This window comes from Burkholderia sp. AU45388 (assembly GCF_030481585.1).
Classification (GTDB): Bacteria; Pseudomonadota; Gammaproteobacteria; order Burkholderiales; family Burkholderiaceae; genus Burkholderia; species Burkholderia sola.
In genome coordinates this window covers 625,743-642,982 of record NZ_JAUJPV010000002.1, presented here as the reverse complement: position 1 = coordinate 642,982, position 17,240 = coordinate 625,743, and the positions used below count along the sequence as shown (strand labels likewise).

Below are 17,240 nucleotides of genomic sequence, written 5' to 3'. Positions count from 1 at the left end.
AACGGGTTTGAGACACAAGGAGAATCCCGCCCACCCCATACCGGGCGGTCACGCCGCACTACACGACGTTCTTTTCGACGATCGGCCGGTTTTCCAGCACACGCGCCCAGCCGAGCGACGACAGGTCGAGCGTGTCGTAACGCCCGCCCAGAATGAGTTCGCTGACGCCCCGCCCGGTCGCCGGCCCTTGCTGCAGCCCGTGGCCGCTGTAGCCGTTCGCGAACACGACGTTGTCGAGTTCGGGGTGGTAGCCGATGATCGCGTTGTGATCGAACACGTTGTATTCGTAGTAACCGGACCAGCAATTCTCGACGCGCAGCGCCTCGAATTCCGGCACGCGGTGCGCGAGCGTCGGCCAGATCACGTCGTCGAACAGGTCGTGGTCGACTTCGTCGAGCGGCAGGTCGTCCGGGTCGCGATCGGGGCTCGGCGACGTGCCGCAGATATACGTGCGCCCTTCCGGCCGGAAATACACGCCGGTCGGATCGATCAGCAGCGGGCAATCGGCGAGCTTCGCCGGCGACGAGACGTTGAAGATGCTGCGCCGCCGCGCATACACGGGAATGTCGATACCCATCATCGACGACAGCGTGCGCGTCCATGCACCGGCCGCGTTGACGAGCGTGTCGCACGCATGGCGCTCGCCGTCGCCCGTCACGACATGCGTGATCCTGCGGCCGTCGCGCACCACGTCCTTCACGTCGGCCGGCACGTAGCGCGCGCCGAGCGCCTGCGCCTTCTTGCGCAGCGCCTGCACGAGCCCGTAGCCGTCGAACCACCCTTCGCCGCTCGCGCCATACGCACCCGACACGAGATCGTCGACGTTCAGCCACGGAAACTTCGCGCGCAGCGCGTCGCGGTCCAGCAGCCGGATATCGGCGCCGAGGCGCGTCTGCAGCGCATGGTTCTCGCGCAGCGTCGCGTCGCCGGCCGGCGTCGCGAGAAACAGGTAGCCGCCTTCGTGCAGATCGATCGACGGCCGGTTGCCGTCCACTTCGAGCCGTTCGCCGATCGTGCGCAGGAACTCGATGCCGAACAGCGACATCTCGATCGACAGCGGCGTGGAGAACTGCTGGCGAATCGACGCGGCCGACAGCGCCGACGACGATTTGGCATAGGTGGGATCGCGCTCGATGACGGTCACGGCGACCGTGGGGTCGGTGGCGCGCAGGAAATAAGCGATCGAGCTGCCGATCACACCCCCGCCGACGATGACGACTTGAGAACTCACGACTGACTCCGGTTGCACGTAAAAGGCGCAGGGCCTGTGGGTGATGCGTGCCGCGCCCCGCGCGGCGTCGCGCGGGCACACTTCGCGGGCGATCGCTTCGGCTATTTCAGCACGTCCGGCATCGCCGCGAAAGTCCGCGCGCCTGTTGCGTTCAGTCCGCCGATTTCGTCGTGACGGGCTGCCACGCGGCGTTCTTCACTTCATACAGCGTCGAACTCGGGTTCTTCAGGTCGCCCGTGTTCGTGAACGCGATCGTGCCCGTGATGCCGTCGTAGCGCGTGCCCTTCAGCGCGCCGTTGAAATCGGTCGGCTTCGTCGAGTTCGCCTTCTGCATCGCGTTGATCGCGATCCACGTCGCGTCGTATGCGAACGGCGCGTACGCGAGCATGTCGACGCCGTACTTCTGCTTGAATTTCGTTTCGAACTGCTTGCCCTTCGCGAGACGCGCCAGCGGCTGCCCGTATTCCCACACCGATGCGCCTTCGGCCGCATTGCCGGCGAGCCTGATGAAGTTCGCGTTCATCACGCCGCCGCCCGCGAGGAACTGCGCGCGGATGCCGAGCTGGCGCATGCGCTTCACGAGCATCGCGGCCTGTGCGTCGAGGCCGCCGAAGAACACGAGATCGGCGTTGGCGCTCTTGATCTTCGTGAGTTGCGCGCTGAAGTCGACGGCCTTGTCGTTCGTGAATTCACGCGCGACGATCGTGCCGCCGTTCGCCTTCACGGCCTTCTCGAATTCGTCGGCTTCGCCCTGGCCGAACGCGGTGCGATCGTCGAGGATCGCGATGCGTTTCGCCTTCGTCACGCTCGCCGCATACGTCCCGGCATTGCCGGCGTTCTGCGTGTCGGTCGCGATCACGCGGTACACGGTGTCGAGGCCGGCGCGCGTGATGTCGGGATTGGTCGCCGACGGCGTGATCATCGGAATGCCGGCCTTCGCGTAGATCTTCGACGCGGGCAGCGTCGTGCCCGAATTGAAGTGGCCGATCACGACGGCCACCTGCGCGTCGGCGAGCTGCTGCGCGGCCTGCACGCCGGTGCGCGGATCGCTCTGGTCGTCCTGCGACGCGATCACGAATTTCACCGGCTTGCCGCCGACGGTCGTCCGCGCGGCATTCGCTTCGTCCACCGCCATGCGCACGCCGTTCTCGATGTCCTTGCCGTACGCGGCGCCGCCGCCCGTCAGCGGGCCGGCCACGCCGACCTTGACGATCGTCTCCTGCGCCTGGGCCGCGCCCGGCTGAAACGCGAGAAGCACGGCGGTCAGTGCAGCGCCGGAAAGCGAACGAATGCGGAACGTCATGGCAGTCCTTCTCGTGAGGGTCGGGATGCAACGCGCGATCGGCGCGCGTCGGCAACCTCCTGCGCCGGCGATTCCTTGCGCGGCCGACGCGCAATGCGCGCGACCGGTTCGCCGATCACCGCGATTCCGTCTCGAAGAACCTTTCATCGCGAAAGAGGTGAATGGATTGTGGGTAGCCAATACCCGTGCAGCAAACGAAATATCGGAACTATGTTGTGAGGATTTTTCATCAAGTTCCGCGGTCATGGCCGATCCGCAGCCCGTACGACGGCGGGCCGTGAATGGAGGGTCTTGCAGGAAATGGCGGCCGCGCCGCCCGGTCAAGGCCGGCCGGGGTCATGCCGGCAACGCATCATCGGCGCAACGCCGCCCGGCCGGCCTTCGCGACGCCCACGGCGGGCGCCGCGTCGTCGATCAGTGCCGATCGGCACCCGTCTGGTTGCGCACCGCATCGGCCGCCTCGCCGGCCTTTTCCTGCAGCTTGCCGGCCTGCTGTTCAGCCAGGCCTTCCGCTTCGGTCTCGCGGTCGCCCGTCACCTTGCCGATTGCTTCCTTGACCGAACCCTTGACCTGCTTGAGCTTGCCTTCGACGCGATTCTTGTCCATGGTCATCTCCTGCGATGGTTTGAGGGAGAGCCGGCGATGCGGCGCCCTCCGTCGCACCGCCGAGTGGACAGGATCGCAAGCGGGCGCCGCGCGCGGTAGATGCGGATGCACCAATCGGCATGGTGCATTCGTACCCGCCGCGGTCAGTCCTTGTCCTTCCCGCCGCCCTTGTCGCCGCGCGCGCCGTTCGTTTCGGTCGCGCCGACGATCCCGCGCTCGCGCGCCCAGACGATCGCCTCGGCGCGGCTGTGCACGTCGAGCTTCGCGTAGATCGTCGCGACGTGATTGCGCACGGTGTTCGGCGCCAGCCCGAGGCGACCGGCAATCTCCTTGTCGGCGAGGCCATGGCACAGCAGGTCGAACACGTCGCGCTCGCGCGCGGTCAGGTCGGACAACTGCGCGCCCGCATCCGGCGCATTCGCGCGCCGCACGTTCGCGAGCTTCTCGATCAGCGTGCGGCTGAACCACGATGCGTCCTGCATCGCGGTCTCGATCGCATAGACGAGCTCCATCTCGGTGCGCTTGCGGTCGCTGATGTCGAGCAGCGCGACGAGCAGGCAGTCGCGCCCGTGAATCGCGACGGGGTCGGCCGACACGACGCAATCGCGAACGTCGCCGTCGCGCGTGCGGATCTGCACGTCCACGTTGCGCACGTGGCCGTCGCGCGAGAGCCGGCCTTCGATGCGCGGCCACGCGCCGCGTTCGGCCCACAGCCCGATCTCGTCCGCGGATTTGCCGAGCAGGTCGGCCGGTACGTGGCCCGTCATCGCCGCAAACGCGTCGTTCACGTCGAGCAGCTCGAAACGGTCGGCCGTGACGATCGCGGTCGCGACCGGCGCCATCCGGAAGGCCGTCGCGAAGCGCTCCTCGCTTTGCATCAGCGCGCGCTCGGCCTGCTTGCGCGGCTCGAGATCCATGAACGTGAACAGCATGCACGCCTCGCCGTTCATGTCGATCGGCTGCCCGGCGACGACCACGGCCTTGGTGCTGCCGTCGGCCAGTTTCAGCACGGCTTCCATCTGCGGGATCGTCGCGCCTTCGCCGAGCCGCTCGATCGCCAGCTCGCGCCGCTCGGCCTGTTCGAGCACGTCGACCTCGTATACCGAGCGGCCGAGCACGTCGTCGCGCGCGTGGCCCGTCATGTCGAGGAAGCCTTGGTTGACCTTCACGTAGCGCAAGTCGTCGAGCCGGCAGATCACGGCCGGCGCCGGGTTCGCGTTGAAGGTGCGTTCGAAGCGCTCCTCGGCGCTCGCCCATTCGGTCGCGTCGTGCAGCACGAGCGCGAGGCAGTCGGGTGCGCCGGCCGCGTTCGTCAGCACCAGGCTGCGGATGCGGTGCACCCAGCTCACCGATTCGTCGGCGGCCGATTCGACTTCGACCGTCACGTCGCTGAACTCCTCGCCGGCGATCACGCGATCCATCGGATAGTGGCCGTCGCGCACCGGATGGTTGTTCCGGTAGCGCAGCCGGAACCGCTCGCGGTATTCGGTGACGTCCGCGCCGAGCGCCTTCAGCTCGGTCACGCCGTGCATCGCGAGCGCGGCCTCGTTCGCCCAGACGATGCGCTGGTCGGGCTCGATCAGGATCACGCCCTCGGTAAGCCCCGCGATGATCTGGTGAAGCTGGCGCCGGTCGGTATGCGACTTGAGCGCCTGTTCGTCTACTGGTTCGTTCATCGGTTCGTTGTCCCTGTCGTCTTACATGAGCGGTCAACCGTGCGCGGCCCGGGCGCCCGTTGCAGCGTGATGCGCCGGCCCGCGGGTGCGGCGATGATCACGTGCGGCGCAACGGCGCGACAGGCGCGGATGCACTATCTCGAATAGTACATTCGCACGCCGGCCGCGGTTCGTGCGGCGCCCCGCCGAACGGCGCGGCACGGCCTCGAAGCCCGTCATGCCGCGTTGCCCGGGTCATGGTGCACGTCGCGTGCCCGCCCGCGCGTTCCATCCCGCGGTGCAAACGCACTAGTCGAACAGGTGAATTTGCGCGATGTCCGCTCGCGTTCGTGTCGGTACGCTGGTACTGCATCGGCGCTCACGCGCTGCTCTTTCCTACCGCAGAGGGAGGACATACCGATGAAATTGCAACAGACACCCGATCCGACGCGGCCCGAACCAGCTCCGGACCGTCCGCCCGAACCGGCGCCGGGGACCGATCCACCGGTGCCGCTGCCGCCCGACGTGCCGCGCCCGGACATGCCGCCGCGCGAACCCGGCTACGACACGCCGATCGCCCGCTAAGCCACGGAAGCGGATGGGAGCGCACGGGAACGATCCGTGCTCCCTCACTGATTGATTCAACCCGCCAATCGAAGGAGAACATCAATGAACAAGACCTCGCACCTTTCGACCCTGCTCGCCGTCAGCGCGGCCTTCCTGCTGTCCGCTGCCCCGCTCACGAACGCGCATGCCCAGGCCTCGTCGACCGACAGCAGCATGGCGAGCGAATCGAATCAACCTGTCACCGACACGTGGATCACGACCAAGGTGAAGGGTGAGCTCGCGACGACCAAGGGTGTGGAAAGCACCGACATCAGCGTGAAGACGGTGGATGGCGTCGTCACGCTCACGGGCGTGCTGCCGACGAAGACCGCCGTGAAGAAAGCCGTCGCCGTGACGCGCGCGATCAAGGGCGTGAAGCACGTCGACGCATCCGGCCTGAAGGCGAAGGCCTGAGCTACCACGCGGCCCACCGCCGCACTTTTCTCCCCTTACACAAGGAGCACACCATGAACGAAGACAAGATCAAGGGCCAGTGGAAGCAGCTCACCGGCAAGCTGAAGGCCAAGTGGGGCAAGCTGACCGACGACGATCTCCAGGTCGCGGAAGGCAATCGCGATTACCTGGCCGGCAAGATCCAGGAGCGTTACGGGATCGCCCGCGACGAAGCCGAGAAGCAATTGAAGGAATTCGACCGCGAGCTGTAACGCGCGGCCCGTTTCACCCCGCCGCGACGCACGCTGCGTCGCGGCCACGAGGAGGATAACGACATGGGCAAATATCTGATCGCCTGGCTGCTCGGCGTACCGATCGGGCTGCTGGTGCTGTTCTTTCTGGTGTCGCACCTCTTCTGACGCACGCGACGCCTCGTCGACGAAAACGGGCCGACGGCTGAAATCAGCCGCCGGCCCTTCTCTTTTGCGTGCGGTACGTGATGCGTCGCGCTTACTTCACCGCGTTCGCCGTCATCTTGAAGATGCCCTGCGCGTTGCCCGCGTCGAAGCGCAGGTCGGTCACCCAGCGACGCGACGCCTGGTCGAACGTGCGCTTGCGCGTGATGAACTCGTAGAACGAACCCGGCACGTCGCGCTTCACCGTGCCGCCGTCGCGGGTGCGGAACTCGCGCTCGACCGTATCGGCGCGATAGGCCGTCTGGAACACGCGGCCCGAGCGCGAGCGTTCGACTTCCGGCTTCATCGGGCGGCCCTTCGCCTTCTCGTCGTCGGACAGCTTGAACACGTCAGCGACGCGGTCGGTCGCATGATTGAACGCATTGCCTTCGGTCGCGATCCACGCCATTTCCGCCGATTCCATCAACAGCGTCTCGTAGTCGAGTTCGTTCGGCACGTCGTGCTGACGCGCGAACGCGCCGACGATTTCCGGCAGCAGCGCATGCGCGGCATCCAGCGGCAGCCAGCCTTCGCGCTCGACTTCCCACAGCAGCGCGACGGCCGCCGGCGACAGCGGATCGCGCGACGAGCCGACGACGTTCGTCACCGCCTGCTGGAATTCCTTCGAGAAGCGCTCCGGATGCAGTTCGCTGACGAAGAACTGCGCGATTTCGTCCGGCGCGTCTTCATGCGCATACGCGCGGCCGGTCATGCCGAGCTTGTCGAGCGGGTAGCGGCCGTTCAGGCGAAAGCCGAGCGGCCGCAGGATACGCGTGAACGCGGCCTCGCCCGGCGGCAGCGCGCCCGTGTGCGGCCAGCGCACCGTGCGCAGCGCGCCGTGGTCGAAATAGACGGAGCCGCCGCGTTCGATCGCGTCGGCCGTATACGCGCGGCCGTTCGCCGAACGCTCGAGCAACCCTTCGAACAGCGCCATGTTCATCGCCTGTGCGATTTCCGCGCGCGTCACGATGCCGTCCTCCCATTCCTCGAGGATGGCCGGCATGTTCAGGGTCGAGAACAAGGCGTCGGTCTTCGCCTGTCCCAGCAGCTTCGTCAGCAAGCTGTCGATATTCGGATTGCGCATCAGGATTCTCGTCTCGGGGGACCCGCCGGCAAACGTGCCGGCAAACTCGTCGGCCGGCCGCCCGCGGGCGCCTGACCTGGCACGGGAAGCATTATTCAAAGGGTTGCAGCGGGGCGTAAAGCGAGATTAAATTGATATGTGATGAGTTTTTGGAATTATCAGCCGCTTTTCGCTCGTCTCTCGCCCCCGTCCGGCGCGGCCCTTTTTATCAGATGAATCGAGCATCATGCGCAAATTCAAGATCCCCAACATGGGCGCGCTGGTGGCTTTCGAAGCCGCCGCCCGCCACGAGAGCTTCACGCACGCGGCCAAGGAACTGTTCCTGACCGAAAGCGCGGTGTCGCGGCAGATCGCGACGCTGGAGGCGAGCCTCGGCGTGCGGCTGTTCGCGCGCGTGAAGCAGCGCGTCGTGCTGACGCGCGCCGGCAAGCTGTACGGCACGCAGGTGCGGCGCGCGCTGGAAGCGCTCGATCGCGACACGCTGTCGATCATCGCGCACGGCAGCGGCGGCGGTTACCTGGAACTCGCGGTGCTGCCGACCTTCGCGTCGCACTGGCTGATTCCGCGCATCAAGAGCTTCTACGACCGCACGCCGGACGTGCGCGTGAACATGGGCAGCCGCACCGACCTGTTCTCGTTCGAGGACACGCACTTCGAAGCCGCGATCCACTACGGCAAGCCGACCTGGCCCGGCACGTCGTCCGACTACCTGTTCGGCGAGGAAGTCGTGCCGATCTGCTCGCCCGCGCTGCTGAACGGGCCCGTGGAGCGCGTCGAGGATCTGCTCGCGTATCCGCTGCTGCACTCGACGACGCGCCCCGGCGCGTGGGCGCAGTGGTTCGAGACGCACGGCGTCGAGGACATCCGCACGATGCAGGGCGTGCGCTACGAACTGCATACGATGCTGATCAGCGCGGCCGCGGCCGGGCTCGGCGTCGCGCTCGTGCCGAAGTTCTTCGTCGAGGAGCAGTTGCAGCAGCTCGGCCTCGTCGTGCCGTGCGACGCCGCAACCGTCGGCGATTCGGCGTATTACCTCGTGTATCCGACCGAGTTCAGCCACAGCAAGCCGCTGGAATCGTTCCGCGGCTGGCTGCTCGAACAGGCGAGCGCGTATGCGGCGCCGGAGCGCGATGTGCACGACGACGATGAAGAGGATGACGAAGACGTCGAGTAATGGCGTGGTGGCGCCGATGTCATCGCGCGCTGGCGCCGCATGCGTGCCGCGCCAGCGCGTCGGCTGACACGATCTTCACCAGCAGCGCGCGGGCGCGGCCGCTCATGCTCGGCACATTGATCGCGAGGCGCGATCATGGGCATTCAGATGCGGGGCATCGTGACGGCGCCCCGCATCGTCGCACACCGCGTGCGTTACATGTGCCACTTCACCGTGGCGGTCAGCGTACGCGGATCGCCGGGCATGTTGTACAGGTCCGCGTTGCCGTGCGCGGCGATGAAGTAGCGGCGATTGAACAGGTTGTCGAGCGTGAGCGTCACGTCGACCTTCTTGCTGCGATAGCCGGCGCCCAGGTTGAACACCGTGAACGACGGCAGCGTGACGAGATCGCTCGCCGACGTATAGCGCGCCGACTGGAACTGCATGCCGGCCGCCGCATAGAAGCCGTACGGCAGCTCGCGCTTGAGCCACAGGTTCGCGCTGTGGCGCGGCATCAGCCCCGGCGTGTTGCTCGACACCGCGAGGCCGGCCGCCGTCGATTGCGCGGAACCGTCCACCGTGCCGTTCAGGTACGCGTAACCCGCATACACCGACCACTTCGGCGCGATCTCGCCGGTGAAGCCGAGCTCCATCCCGTGCACGTGCTGCGTGCCGATCGGCAGCGCGTAGCCGGGATTCGCGGGGTCGCCGATCTGCTGGTTGGTCTGGCGCATGTCGAACAGCGCGACGCTGGCCGTCGCCTTGCCGCCGAGGTCGAAGCGCGAGCCGACTTCATACGCGGTGGTCTTCTGCGGCGCGAGCGCGGCGCCGTTCGAGAACGCGCCGGAACTGATCAGCGTGTCGGCCAGCGGCGAGAACGACTGGCTGAACGACCCGTACAGCGTGAGCCAGTCGAGCGGTTCGTAGATCAGCCCGACGCGCGGGCTCCACGCGTGGTCGGTACGGTCGAGATTGACGTTCGACGACGTGTAGTCGTGACGGATCTGGTTCAGGTAGTCGAAGCGCAGGCCGGCGAGCACCTTCCAGTGTTCGGTCAGCGAGATCAGGTCCTGCGCGTAGACGCCCGCGAGCCCGACGACGGTCGACGCGTTCGTCTTCGCACGCGAGCCGATCGGCACGCCCGGGAGGACGACCGGCTGCGGATTGAAGAGGTCGTAGGTCGCGACCTTCGTCACGCTGTAGATCGTGTCGAACTTCTGCTGCTGCGACAGCTCCAGCCCGTACAGCAGCTCGTGGCGCATGCCGAACAGCGACGTCTTCTGCGTGAGTTCGAACAGGCCGTCGATGCCGTGATCGGTACGCTGGCGCGTCGACTGGTCGAGCGTGACGACCGGGTGCGCGGCGGTCTTGATCGGCTCGTACGTCACGTAGTTCTTCCGCTCGAGCGAGAAGTCGTACGCGCGGATCGCGCCGTGGAACGACAGCGAATCGTTGAAGCGGTGATCCAGCGACACCGTCGCGCTTTTCGCGGAGACGTCGTTGTACGAACTGTTCACCCCGTCGGCCGACCCGTAGTACGTGTTGATCGGCACGTCGACCGGCCGGCCGCGATACGCGGGTATCCCCTGGTCGGACGTGCGGCGGTCGTGCAGGTAGTCGAATTCGACGTTCAGCACGGTGTCGCGATCGAGCTTGAACTGCGCGGACGGCGCGATCGCCTGCCGGTTGAGCTGGAACTGGTCGCGGAAGCTGTTCGAATTCTCGGCCGCGCCGGTCATGCGAAAGCGCGCCGCGTCGTTCGCGTTCCAGCCGAGGTCGAATTCGCCGCGCCGCTCGCCGCGCGTGCCGAGCGCCACGCCCACGTCGTTCACCGGGTTCGCCTGCGGCCGCTTCAGCACGCGATTCACGATGCCGCCCGCCGAGCCGCGCCCGTACAGCACGGCCGCCGGCCCCTTCAGCACTTCCACGCGATCGACGTTCGACAGGTCGCGGTAATACAGCGCGTCGTCGCGAATGCCGTCGACGTACTGGTCCGTGATGCTGTTGAAGCCGCGGATCGTGATCTGGTCGCGCTGGCCGTCGCCGACCGAGAAACCGACGCCCGGCACGTTGCGCAATGCGTCCTGCAGCGACGTCGCGTTCTGATCCTCGATCACCGCATGCGGCACGACGTTCACAGTCTGCGGCACGTCCATCAGCGACATGTCGGTCTTGGTCGCCGCGCGCGAGTGGCCGCCGTCGTACGACGCATGTTCGGCGGCCGCGTTGACGGAAATCGCGGGCAGGGTCGCCGCGGCGTCGGTCGCCTGCGCAAACGAAGTGCGGGCGCCGGCCAGCGACGTGGCGATCAGAAGCGCATGGCACGCGCTCGTGTTGAGTTTCATCGTGAACGTAGAAGGTGGTGAAGAAAACGGCGAACGGCCGGCGCGGATCGCTGCCGGCCCGCGCAACCGGCACGAAAAAAGCCGTGACGCCTCGTCACGGCCCGTAATGCGGCGAAATAATAAACGAGAATGATTCGTGTTTTTAATTAATTTTCACCGTGTCGCCTGCCCGCAACGTGAACGCGCATTGCGCTCTGCATTCCTGACGAATGCCTTTCTGTTTAGACGATCGGGCGGCTGAGACCGTAATAAAAACGAAAGAATTTAACCGGTCGCCGCATGTGGCAACGCTTGGGAAAAGGCGGGATTCGGGAGGGGGCGATGGAGACGGGAGACGGGAGACGCTGGAGAGGATGACAAAGAATCGGGAGAAACAGGCGGGACGGATTCAATAGTCCGGTGCGCGCCGGACCGGGCAACCCCGACCCGGCGCTCCGGGCAGCCGACCTCGTATCGGCGGTGCGGCGGATCTTCTTCTATTCTTCACTACGTCTGCTCTCAGGTTCACTGCATTTTTTTCCTCACCGCGTCAGACCATTATCCGCTCAATTCTGCGGAAGTAAAACGTTTGCGGTTGCACCCCAGCTGTTATCCCGGCGATTCGGCAACAGTCTTTCCGAATGCTTACGGTAATTGCGACGCGATTCTCGCTGTGTTGCATTCGTTGCGACGTTCCTTTTAAATGGAACTGGTTCCATTCGTCGAGTCGGCCATGTTCGCGCGTGACGAGGCGTCGCCCGCGCGTCATGATGCCGATTCGGGATCGAGGATCATCCCTTCAGGATTCGCATCGCCCGTCCTTCCCGGACACCCGTCAAACGAGACCGTCATGCCCGATTCCGCCTCCCTGCAGCACCTGTTTCCCGCGTTACAGGACATCCCCGCCGAATTCCGGCTGGCTTCGCCGATTCACCAGCGCGTGTCGCTCGTCGACGGCGAATTGCGACCATGGGACGGCACGACCAAGACCGTGCTGTCGCCCGTGTGCGTGCGGCAGGCGGACGGCAGCGTCGAACAGGTCGAGATCGGCAGCTACCCGGTGATGGGCGAGACGGAAAGCGACGCGGCGCTCGACGCCGCGGTGCGCGCGTACGACGCCGGCCGCGGCGAGTGGCCGACGATGAAGGTCGAGCAGCGCATCGCGTGCATGCAGGACTTCATCAAGCGGATGGTCGCGCAGCGCGAACTCGTCGTGAACCTGATCATGTGGGAGATCGGCAAGAGCCTCGCCGATTCGCAGAAGGAGTTCGACCGCACCGTCACGTACATGACGCAGACGATCGACGCGCTGAAGGAGCTCGACAACGCGAACTCGCGCTTCGTGATCGCGGAAGGCACGATCGGCCAGATCCGCCGCACGCCGCTCGGCGTCGTGCTGTGCATGGGCCCGTACAACTATCCGCTGAACGAAACCTTCGCGACGCTGATCCCCGCGCTGCTGATGGGCAACACCGTGGTGTTCAAGCCGCCTCAATACGGCACGCTGCTGTTCGAGCCGCTGCTCGAAGCGTTCCGCGACGCGTTCCCGAAGGGCGTGATCAATACGATCTACGCGCCGGGCGCGGTGGTCGTGCCGCACATGCTCGCGTCGGGCAAGATCAACGTGCTCGCGCTGATCGGCTCGAGCAAGGTCGCCGATCATCTGAAGAAGCAGCATCCGAAGTCGCACCGGCTGCGCGCGATCCTCGGGCTCGACGCGAAGAATGCGGCGATCGTGCTGCCCGACGCCGATCTCGACCTCACCGTGAAGGAGTGCCTGCTCGGCGCGCTGTCGTTCAACGGCCAGCGCTGTACCGCGCTGAAGATACTGCTCGTGCATCGCTCGATCGTCGACGAATTCCTGAAGCGCTTCACCGCCGCGCTCGAGCAATTGAAGATCGGCATGCCGTGGGAAAAGGGCGTCAGCATCACGCCGCTGCCCGGCATGCATCGCACCGCGTACATGACCGACGCGATCGACGACGCGAGGGCGTTGGGTGCGCAGGTCGTCAACCATCAGGGCGGCGAATTCAGCAAGACGCTGTTCTACCCGGCCGTCGTGTATCCGGTGTCCGAAGGGATGAAGCTGTACCGCGAGGAGCAGTTCGGGCCGATCATTCCGGTCGCGCCGTTCGACGACGTGGACACCGCGCTCGACTACGTGACGACGTCGGAGCACGGGCAGCAGGTCAGCATCTTCGGTTCCGATCCGGCAGAGATCGGCGCGCTCGTCGATCCGCTCGTGAACCAGGTGTGCCGCGTGAACATCAATTGCCAGTGCCAGCGCGGGCCCGACGTGTTCCCGTTCGCGGGACGCAAGGATTCGGCGGAAGGCACGCTGTCGGTGACCGACGCGCTGCGCGCGTTCTCGATCCGCTCGATGGTCGCGGCGAAGCAGACCGACAGCAGCAAGCAACTGCTCGATTCGATCGTGTCGGATCACCACTCGAAGTTCATCAATACGGGCTTCATTTTCTGAAGCCGGCTTGATCGATGCCGGGGCCTCCGCCGCACATGGTGCGGCGGAGGGTTTCACGCACGCATCGCGCGGCTACACGTTCGTCACCAGCAGCCGGATCCCCGCCACGCCGAACACGACGGCCAGGCACGCTTCCATCGCACGCCGCCCGCGCACGTACAGCCGGCGCGCCCCATCCATCGAGAACACCAGCGCATAGCCGCCGAACACCAGGCAGCCGATCGCGAGGCAGCCCGGTACGACGGCGCCATGCGCGCCGCCCGCGCCGTTCGACGACAGCGCGACGATCGACACCCATACGAGAATCGCCTTCGGATTGGTCAGGTGCAGCATCGCGCCGCGCACGTAGAAGCGCGACAGCCGTTGCTCGCGCGCCGCGTTCGCCGCTGTCGCCGGCGGGCCCGACAGCGCCGTGCGCCCCGACTTGAATGCGAGCCACAGCAGGTACAGCCCGCCGAAGACCTTGATCGCGACCAGCAGCTTCGACCACGCGAGCAGTGCGGCCGAGATGCCGAGCGCCGCCACCGTCGCCCAGAACATCGAACCGGAAATCACGCCGAGCGCGAACGCAAGGGCCGCCTTGCGCCCCTGGTTCGCGGCGACCGACATGATCGCGAGATTGCTCGGCCCGGGGCTGGCCGTGCCGATGAAATAAGCGGTGTAGGCAAGCAGCAGGTTGGCGGAGAAGAAAGCGTGGACGCTCATGTCGAACCTCGCGGAGATGGTCGGGAGATTGTTGGCAAACCCGCGCCGTCTGCCCATGGACAATTGCGCGGCAATTCGCTGGGCCAGTTGTGTGGCCATGCAACCGTTCGTCGCGCGCCGACCGTCTCTGTTTTGAAACAACCGGCGCATTCGCCACCGGTGCGTGCGACACGGCGGCGGGGCGTGGCGTGCAGCCGTTTCTCGTCGGCGAACGTACGGCGGGCGCGGCCATCCGCCGGCACGCGTCGTTCCGGCCTATCGCCGGCAGAAACGCGCGATGCGTCGGATGCCCGCGTTACGTTACATCCGTGAAGCATTTCGCATCGTCGCGCCGCGTCGGACGCCCCATGCCGCCCGCCTCCCGCCCGTAGACGCACGCCTCGGCCATCTGCGCAATCCAGTCCCGACGGGACTCGCCGAGCGATGCCGGATCGCGGCTCAACATTACTCAACAATCGTCCGGCGGTGCTGGTACGGAATCTGCATTCCGTTCGGGCAGAAGCCGCGCCCGTTACCGCGCGGACATGAATTCACCCCGGGCGCTCGCCGGACGCGCCCGTACGATATGCACACGCAACGAGGCTCTCCATGGATGCGCAGCCCAATTCGTCCGATTCGTCGTTCCAGCTGTTCCTCGCGAAGGTGCTCGAACAGCCGCTGCCCGACTGGACCGAAAAACAGCAGATGGAACTCGAGATGGCGCACGCGCTGTCGACGCAAATGGTCACGCTCGCCGAAGACATGCGCGGCCGCACGCCCGATCTCGCGCGCTGCCTCGTGCTGCTGCGCTACGCGAAGGTGCTCGACTTCATGCTGACGTCGCTCGCCGCGCACCGCGACATTCATCCGCAGACGCTGCGCACGCTGTTCCGGCTCGCGAACCTGAAGGTCGACGACGCGTATCCGGTGTGAGCCGGCACAACGGACCGGCGGCCGCGCACGACCGCCGCGGCCACGCCGGCCGTGCGTGATTCGCCCGCCGCACACGCACGGCCCGCCTGCCCCTCCGCGCAAACGGAGGTACAATCGCGCGCCATGAACGCACTTCGCCGCTTCCTGCTCCGGCCAGGCGTCGCGCGACAGTGGCTGTGGGGGTTCCTCCTCGTGACGCTGCTGTCCCGCGCGCTGATGTCGGGCGCCGTGATGCTCGATCCGGACGGTCCGGAGGCGGGCTCGGTGGTGCTGTGTTCGGGCCGAGGCCCGCTGATCGTCGCCGGCGCCGCACTGGCCGCCCGCTTCGACGCGAGCGCGCCGATCACGCCGGCCAACGATGCGCTCGCGCTCGTCGATGCACTCAAGCATGACAAGCACGCCGACAAGGCCCCATCCTCTCGCGACGGCGACAGTCTGTGCGCATTCGGCGCCGCGCTGTTCACCGCGCTCGCCTCGTTCGTGCTGCTGGCGCTGCTGTTTCCCGCTGCGCCGCCGCGGCGCTTCCGCGTTCACGTCTACAGCCATCCTTTCGTGCGATCGATATTCGACGATCGCCCGCCCTCCCGCGCTCCTCCCCGGTTCTGCTGAACGTTCCGCCCGGTGGCGCATGCACGTCGACGTGCATGCGCGTTCACGCCGTTCGTTTCGCCCGACCTGATTCACGCGTTCACCCGCCTGCCCGCTTCGCGCGGGCGACGCCGCCCTGCGCCCCGTTTGCGCAGCGCGCCGCGCCGCCTGCCGCGCCGACGCACGCACGCGGGTGCGACGCACGTTGACGGCAGCCGGCCCGCGCCGGCTCCGCCGTTCGACGCACCCGAGGAGTTCACACCATGTCGACCATCGTCGATCGGGCCATCTCGCCCGCCCGTTCCGCCAGCGCCGGTTACCGGACGCTCTGGCGCTGGCATTTCTATGCCGGCCTGTTCGTGATGCCGTTCCTCGTGATCCTCGCGATCACGGGCACGCTCTACTGCTTCCAGCCGCAGATCGAGCCGCTGCTGTATCCGCACCGGCTGGTCGTCGAACCGCGCGCGACGCCGCGGCTCGATGCCGACACGCTGCTCGCCCGCGCCCGCACCGCGATGCCGGCCGGCGCAACGCCGGTTTCCGTGCAAGTCTCCACCGCGCCGGATCGCAGCGCCGAGTATGTTTTCCGGCTGCGCGACGGCAGCCGCGAGAGCGTGTACGTGAACCCGTACGACGGCCGCGTGCTCGGCACGCTGAGCGTCGAGAACCGCTTCATGCAGGTCGACCGGATGCTGCATCGCAAGCTGCTGCTCGGCAAGACCGGCGAGTTGCTGATGGAACTCGCCGCCTGCTGGACGTTCGTGATGATCGGCACCGGCATCGCGCTGTGGTGGCCGCGCGGCGCGGCACGCGTCGGGCGTGCGCTGCAGCCCGACCTGTCGCTGCGCGGCCGGCCGCTGTGGAAGAGCGTTCACGCGACGGCCGGCATCTGGCTCGCGGCCGGCACGATCGCATTCATCCTGTCCGGGCTGCCGTGGTCGGGCTCGTGGGGCAAGAACTTCAAGGCGCTCGCCGCGACCGTGAACCTAGGCGCGCCGGAAGGCGCGTGGGGCGGTGCGTCGGTGCGCTCGACGCGCCCGGGCGCCGCCGCGACGGCCGAGACCGCGCGTGCGCATGCGCCGGGTACCGCCCCGTCCGGCCATCACCACGAATCGGACGAATCGATGCCCGGGATGGTGATGGACGACCTGCCGCTGCCGCAAACGCCGTGGGCGGTCGGCAACGTGCCCGTGCCGCATTCGCCGTCCGCGCCGACGCCCGCGCCGCTGCCGCTCGCCCGCGCGATCGCGATCGTCGCCGGGCTCGGCGTGACGAGCGGCTATACGCTCGCGCTGCCGTCCGGCGCGGACGGCGTGTTCACCGCGTCGTACTTTCCGGCCGACCCGAAGGCCGAACGCACGATCTACGTCGATCAGTACAGCGGCGCGGTACTGAAGGACATCCGCTATGACGACTACGGCGCGGTATCGCGAGCGGTGTCGTACGGCACGTCGCTGCACATGGGCCGTTATTTCGGGCTCGCGAACCAGATCGTCTGCGCGGTGCTGTCGCTCGGGCTGGCCGCGATGGCCGTCACGGGCACCGTGATGTGGTGGAAGCGCCGCCCGGCCCGGACGCTGGGCGCACCGTCGCGCGAACGCGGCGCGCCGCCGATGCGCGGCTGGATCGCCGGGCTCGTGCTGCTCGGCATCGTGTTCCCGTTGATGGGGCTGACGATCGTCGCGGTCTGGGTGCTTGACCGGCTGCTGTTCGGCCGCGCGGCGCGCGCCGCGGCGTGATGGACGC

At 66.8% G+C, this 17,240-nt stretch carries 15 protein-coding genes; 8 read left to right on the top strand and 7 right to left on the bottom strand.

Annotated features, from left to right (window positions below):
- Positions 1 to 58 precede the first annotated feature (58 nt).
- From QZM72_RS06800 to QZM72_RS06785, 4 genes are all read right to left on the bottom strand, one after another.
- Positions 59 to 1,231, bottom strand: coding sequence for an FAD-binding oxidoreductase (locus QZM72_RS06800; RefSeq protein ID WP_301737605.1), 1,173 nt, complete (start codon positions 1,229 to 1,231; stop codon positions 59 to 61).
- Between the two features lie 151 nt (positions 1,232 to 1,382).
- Positions 1,383 to 2,534 (bottom strand): branched-chain amino acid ABC transporter substrate-binding protein, encoded by a 1,152-nt coding sequence (locus QZM72_RS06795; protein WP_301737604.1) that lies wholly within the window; start codon positions 2,532 to 2,534, stop codon positions 1,383 to 1,385.
- Positions 2,535 to 2,948: 414 nt separating this feature from the next.
- Complete coding sequence (locus tag QZM72_RS06790; protein WP_301737603.1) at positions 2,949 to 3,140, bottom strand: CsbD family protein; 192 nt, start codon at positions 3,138 to 3,140, stop codon at positions 2,949 to 2,951.
- A 143-nt stretch (positions 3,141 to 3,283) separates the two neighbouring features.
- Positions 3,284 to 4,816 carry a helix-turn-helix transcriptional regulator gene (locus QZM72_RS06785; protein ID WP_089469032.1) on the bottom strand — a complete coding sequence of 511 codons (1,533 nt, stop codon included), beginning with the start codon at positions 4,814 to 4,816 and terminating at the stop codon, positions 3,284 to 3,286.
- Positions 4,817 to 5,215: 399 nt separating this feature from the next.
- Between QZM72_RS06785 and QZM72_RS06780 the strand changes: the two genes are divergently transcribed.
- From QZM72_RS06780 to QZM72_RS06770, 3 genes are all read left to right on the top strand, one after another.
- Positions 5,216 to 5,380, top strand: a complete 165-nt coding sequence (locus QZM72_RS06780; protein ID WP_176730214.1) for a hypothetical protein — start codon at positions 5,216 to 5,218, stop codon at positions 5,378 to 5,380.
- Positions 5,381 to 5,464: 84 nt separating this feature from the next.
- Positions 5,465 to 5,815 (top strand): BON domain-containing protein, encoded by a 351-nt coding sequence (locus tag QZM72_RS06775; protein ID WP_089469031.1) that lies wholly within the window; start codon positions 5,465 to 5,467, stop codon positions 5,813 to 5,815.
- A gap of 53 nt (positions 5,816 to 5,868) precedes the next feature.
- Entirely contained in the window at positions 5,869 to 6,066 is a 198-nt protein-coding gene (locus QZM72_RS06770; RefSeq protein WP_006479804.1) for a CsbD family protein, read from the top strand.
- Positions 6,067 to 6,304: 238 nt separating this feature from the next.
- Here QZM72_RS06770 and QZM72_RS06765 read toward each other — a convergent pair whose 3' ends face one another.
- The gene (locus tag QZM72_RS06765; protein ID WP_089469030.1) at positions 6,305 to 7,333 is read right to left on the bottom strand and encodes a DUF1338 domain-containing protein; all 1,029 of its coding nucleotides are present in this window, start codon (positions 7,331 to 7,333) and stop codon (positions 6,305 to 6,307) included.
- 226 nt (positions 7,334 to 7,559) lie between these two features.
- Between QZM72_RS06765 and QZM72_RS06760 the strand changes: the two genes are divergently transcribed.
- Positions 7,560 to 8,507, top strand: coding sequence for a LysR family transcriptional regulator (locus QZM72_RS06760; protein ID WP_089469029.1), 948 nt, complete (start codon positions 7,560 to 7,562; stop codon positions 8,505 to 8,507).
- A gap of 194 nt (positions 8,508 to 8,701) precedes the next feature.
- On the opposite strand, the gene QZM72_RS06755 is transcribed toward QZM72_RS06760, so the two are convergent.
- The gene (locus tag QZM72_RS06755) at positions 8,702 to 10,831 is read right to left on the bottom strand and encodes a TonB-dependent siderophore receptor (protein ID WP_089469028.1); all 2,130 of its coding nucleotides are present in this window, start codon (positions 10,829 to 10,831) and stop codon (positions 8,702 to 8,704) included.
- A gap of 829 nt (positions 10,832 to 11,660) precedes the next feature.
- Between QZM72_RS06755 and QZM72_RS06750 the strand changes: the two genes are divergently transcribed.
- Entirely contained in the window at positions 11,661 to 13,289 is a 1,629-nt protein-coding gene (locus tag QZM72_RS06750) for an NADP-dependent glyceraldehyde-3-phosphate dehydrogenase (RefSeq protein ID WP_089469027.1), read from the top strand.
- Positions 13,290 to 13,361: 72 nt separating this feature from the next.
- Here the strand turns inward: QZM72_RS06750 and QZM72_RS06745 are convergent, their stop codons facing one another.
- A complete protein-coding gene (locus tag QZM72_RS06745; protein WP_089469026.1) occupies positions 13,362 to 13,994 on the bottom strand; it encodes a LysE family translocator in 633 nt (210 codons plus the stop codon).
- A 588-nt stretch (positions 13,995 to 14,582) separates the two neighbouring features.
- Between QZM72_RS06745 and QZM72_RS06740 the strand changes: the two genes are divergently transcribed.
- The 3 genes from QZM72_RS06740 to QZM72_RS06730 all read left to right on the top strand — a co-directional run bounded on the left by QZM72_RS06740 (position 14,583) and on the right by QZM72_RS06730 (position 17,233).
- Complete coding sequence (locus QZM72_RS06740) at positions 14,583 to 14,906, top strand: DNA-binding protein (RefSeq protein WP_089469025.1); 324 nt, start codon at positions 14,583 to 14,585, stop codon at positions 14,904 to 14,906.
- Positions 14,907 to 15,029: 123 nt separating this feature from the next.
- Entirely contained in the window at positions 15,030 to 15,515 is a 486-nt protein-coding gene (locus QZM72_RS06735; protein WP_089469024.1) for a hypothetical protein, read from the top strand.
- A gap of 242 nt (positions 15,516 to 15,757) precedes the next feature.
- Positions 15,758 to 17,233, top strand: coding sequence for a PepSY domain-containing protein (locus QZM72_RS06730; protein WP_301737600.1), 1,476 nt, complete (start codon positions 15,758 to 15,760; stop codon positions 17,231 to 17,233).
- Positions 17,234 to 17,240 lie beyond the last annotated feature (7 nt).

Coding starts and splice junctions, on each gene's coding strand:
- QZM72_RS06795 (WP_301737604.1), bottom strand. CDS start 2,534: ATGACGTTCCGCATTCGTTCGCTTTCCGGCGCTGCACTGACCGCCGTG.
- QZM72_RS06790 (WP_301737603.1), bottom strand. CDS start 3,140: ATGGACAAGAATCGCGTCGAAGGCAAGCTCAAGCAGGTCAAGGGTTCG.
- QZM72_RS06785 (WP_089469032.1), bottom strand. CDS start 4,816: ATGAACGAACCAGTAGACGAACAGGCGCTCAAGTCGCATACCGACCGG.
- QZM72_RS06780 (WP_176730214.1), top strand. CDS start 5,216: ATGAAATTGCAACAGACACCCGATCCGACGCGGCCCGAACCAGCTCCG.
- QZM72_RS06775 (WP_089469031.1), top strand. CDS start 5,465: ATGAACAAGACCTCGCACCTTTCGACCCTGCTCGCCGTCAGCGCGGCC.
- QZM72_RS06770 (WP_006479804.1), top strand. CDS start 5,869: ATGAACGAAGACAAGATCAAGGGCCAGTGGAAGCAGCTCACCGGCAAG.
- QZM72_RS06765 (WP_089469030.1), bottom strand. CDS start 7,333: ATGCGCAATCCGAATATCGACAGCTTGCTGACGAAGCTGCTGGGACAG.
- QZM72_RS06760 (WP_089469029.1), top strand. CDS start 7,560: ATGCGCAAATTCAAGATCCCCAACATGGGCGCGCTGGTGGCTTTCGAA.
- QZM72_RS06755 (WP_089469028.1), bottom strand. CDS start 10,831: ATGAAACTCAACACGAGCGCGTGCCATGCGCTTCTGATCGCCACGTCG.
- QZM72_RS06750 (WP_089469027.1), top strand. CDS start 11,661: ATGCCCGATTCCGCCTCCCTGCAGCACCTGTTTCCCGCGTTACAGGAC.
- QZM72_RS06745 (WP_089469026.1), bottom strand. CDS start 13,994: ATGAGCGTCCACGCTTTCTTCTCCGCCAACCTGCTGCTTGCCTACACC.
- QZM72_RS06740 (WP_089469025.1), top strand. CDS start 14,583: ATGGATGCGCAGCCCAATTCGTCCGATTCGTCGTTCCAGCTGTTCCTC.
- QZM72_RS06735 (WP_089469024.1), top strand. CDS start 15,030: ATGAACGCACTTCGCCGCTTCCTGCTCCGGCCAGGCGTCGCGCGACAG.
- QZM72_RS06730 (WP_301737600.1), top strand. CDS start 15,758: ATGTCGACCATCGTCGATCGGGCCATCTCGCCCGCCCGTTCCGCCAGC.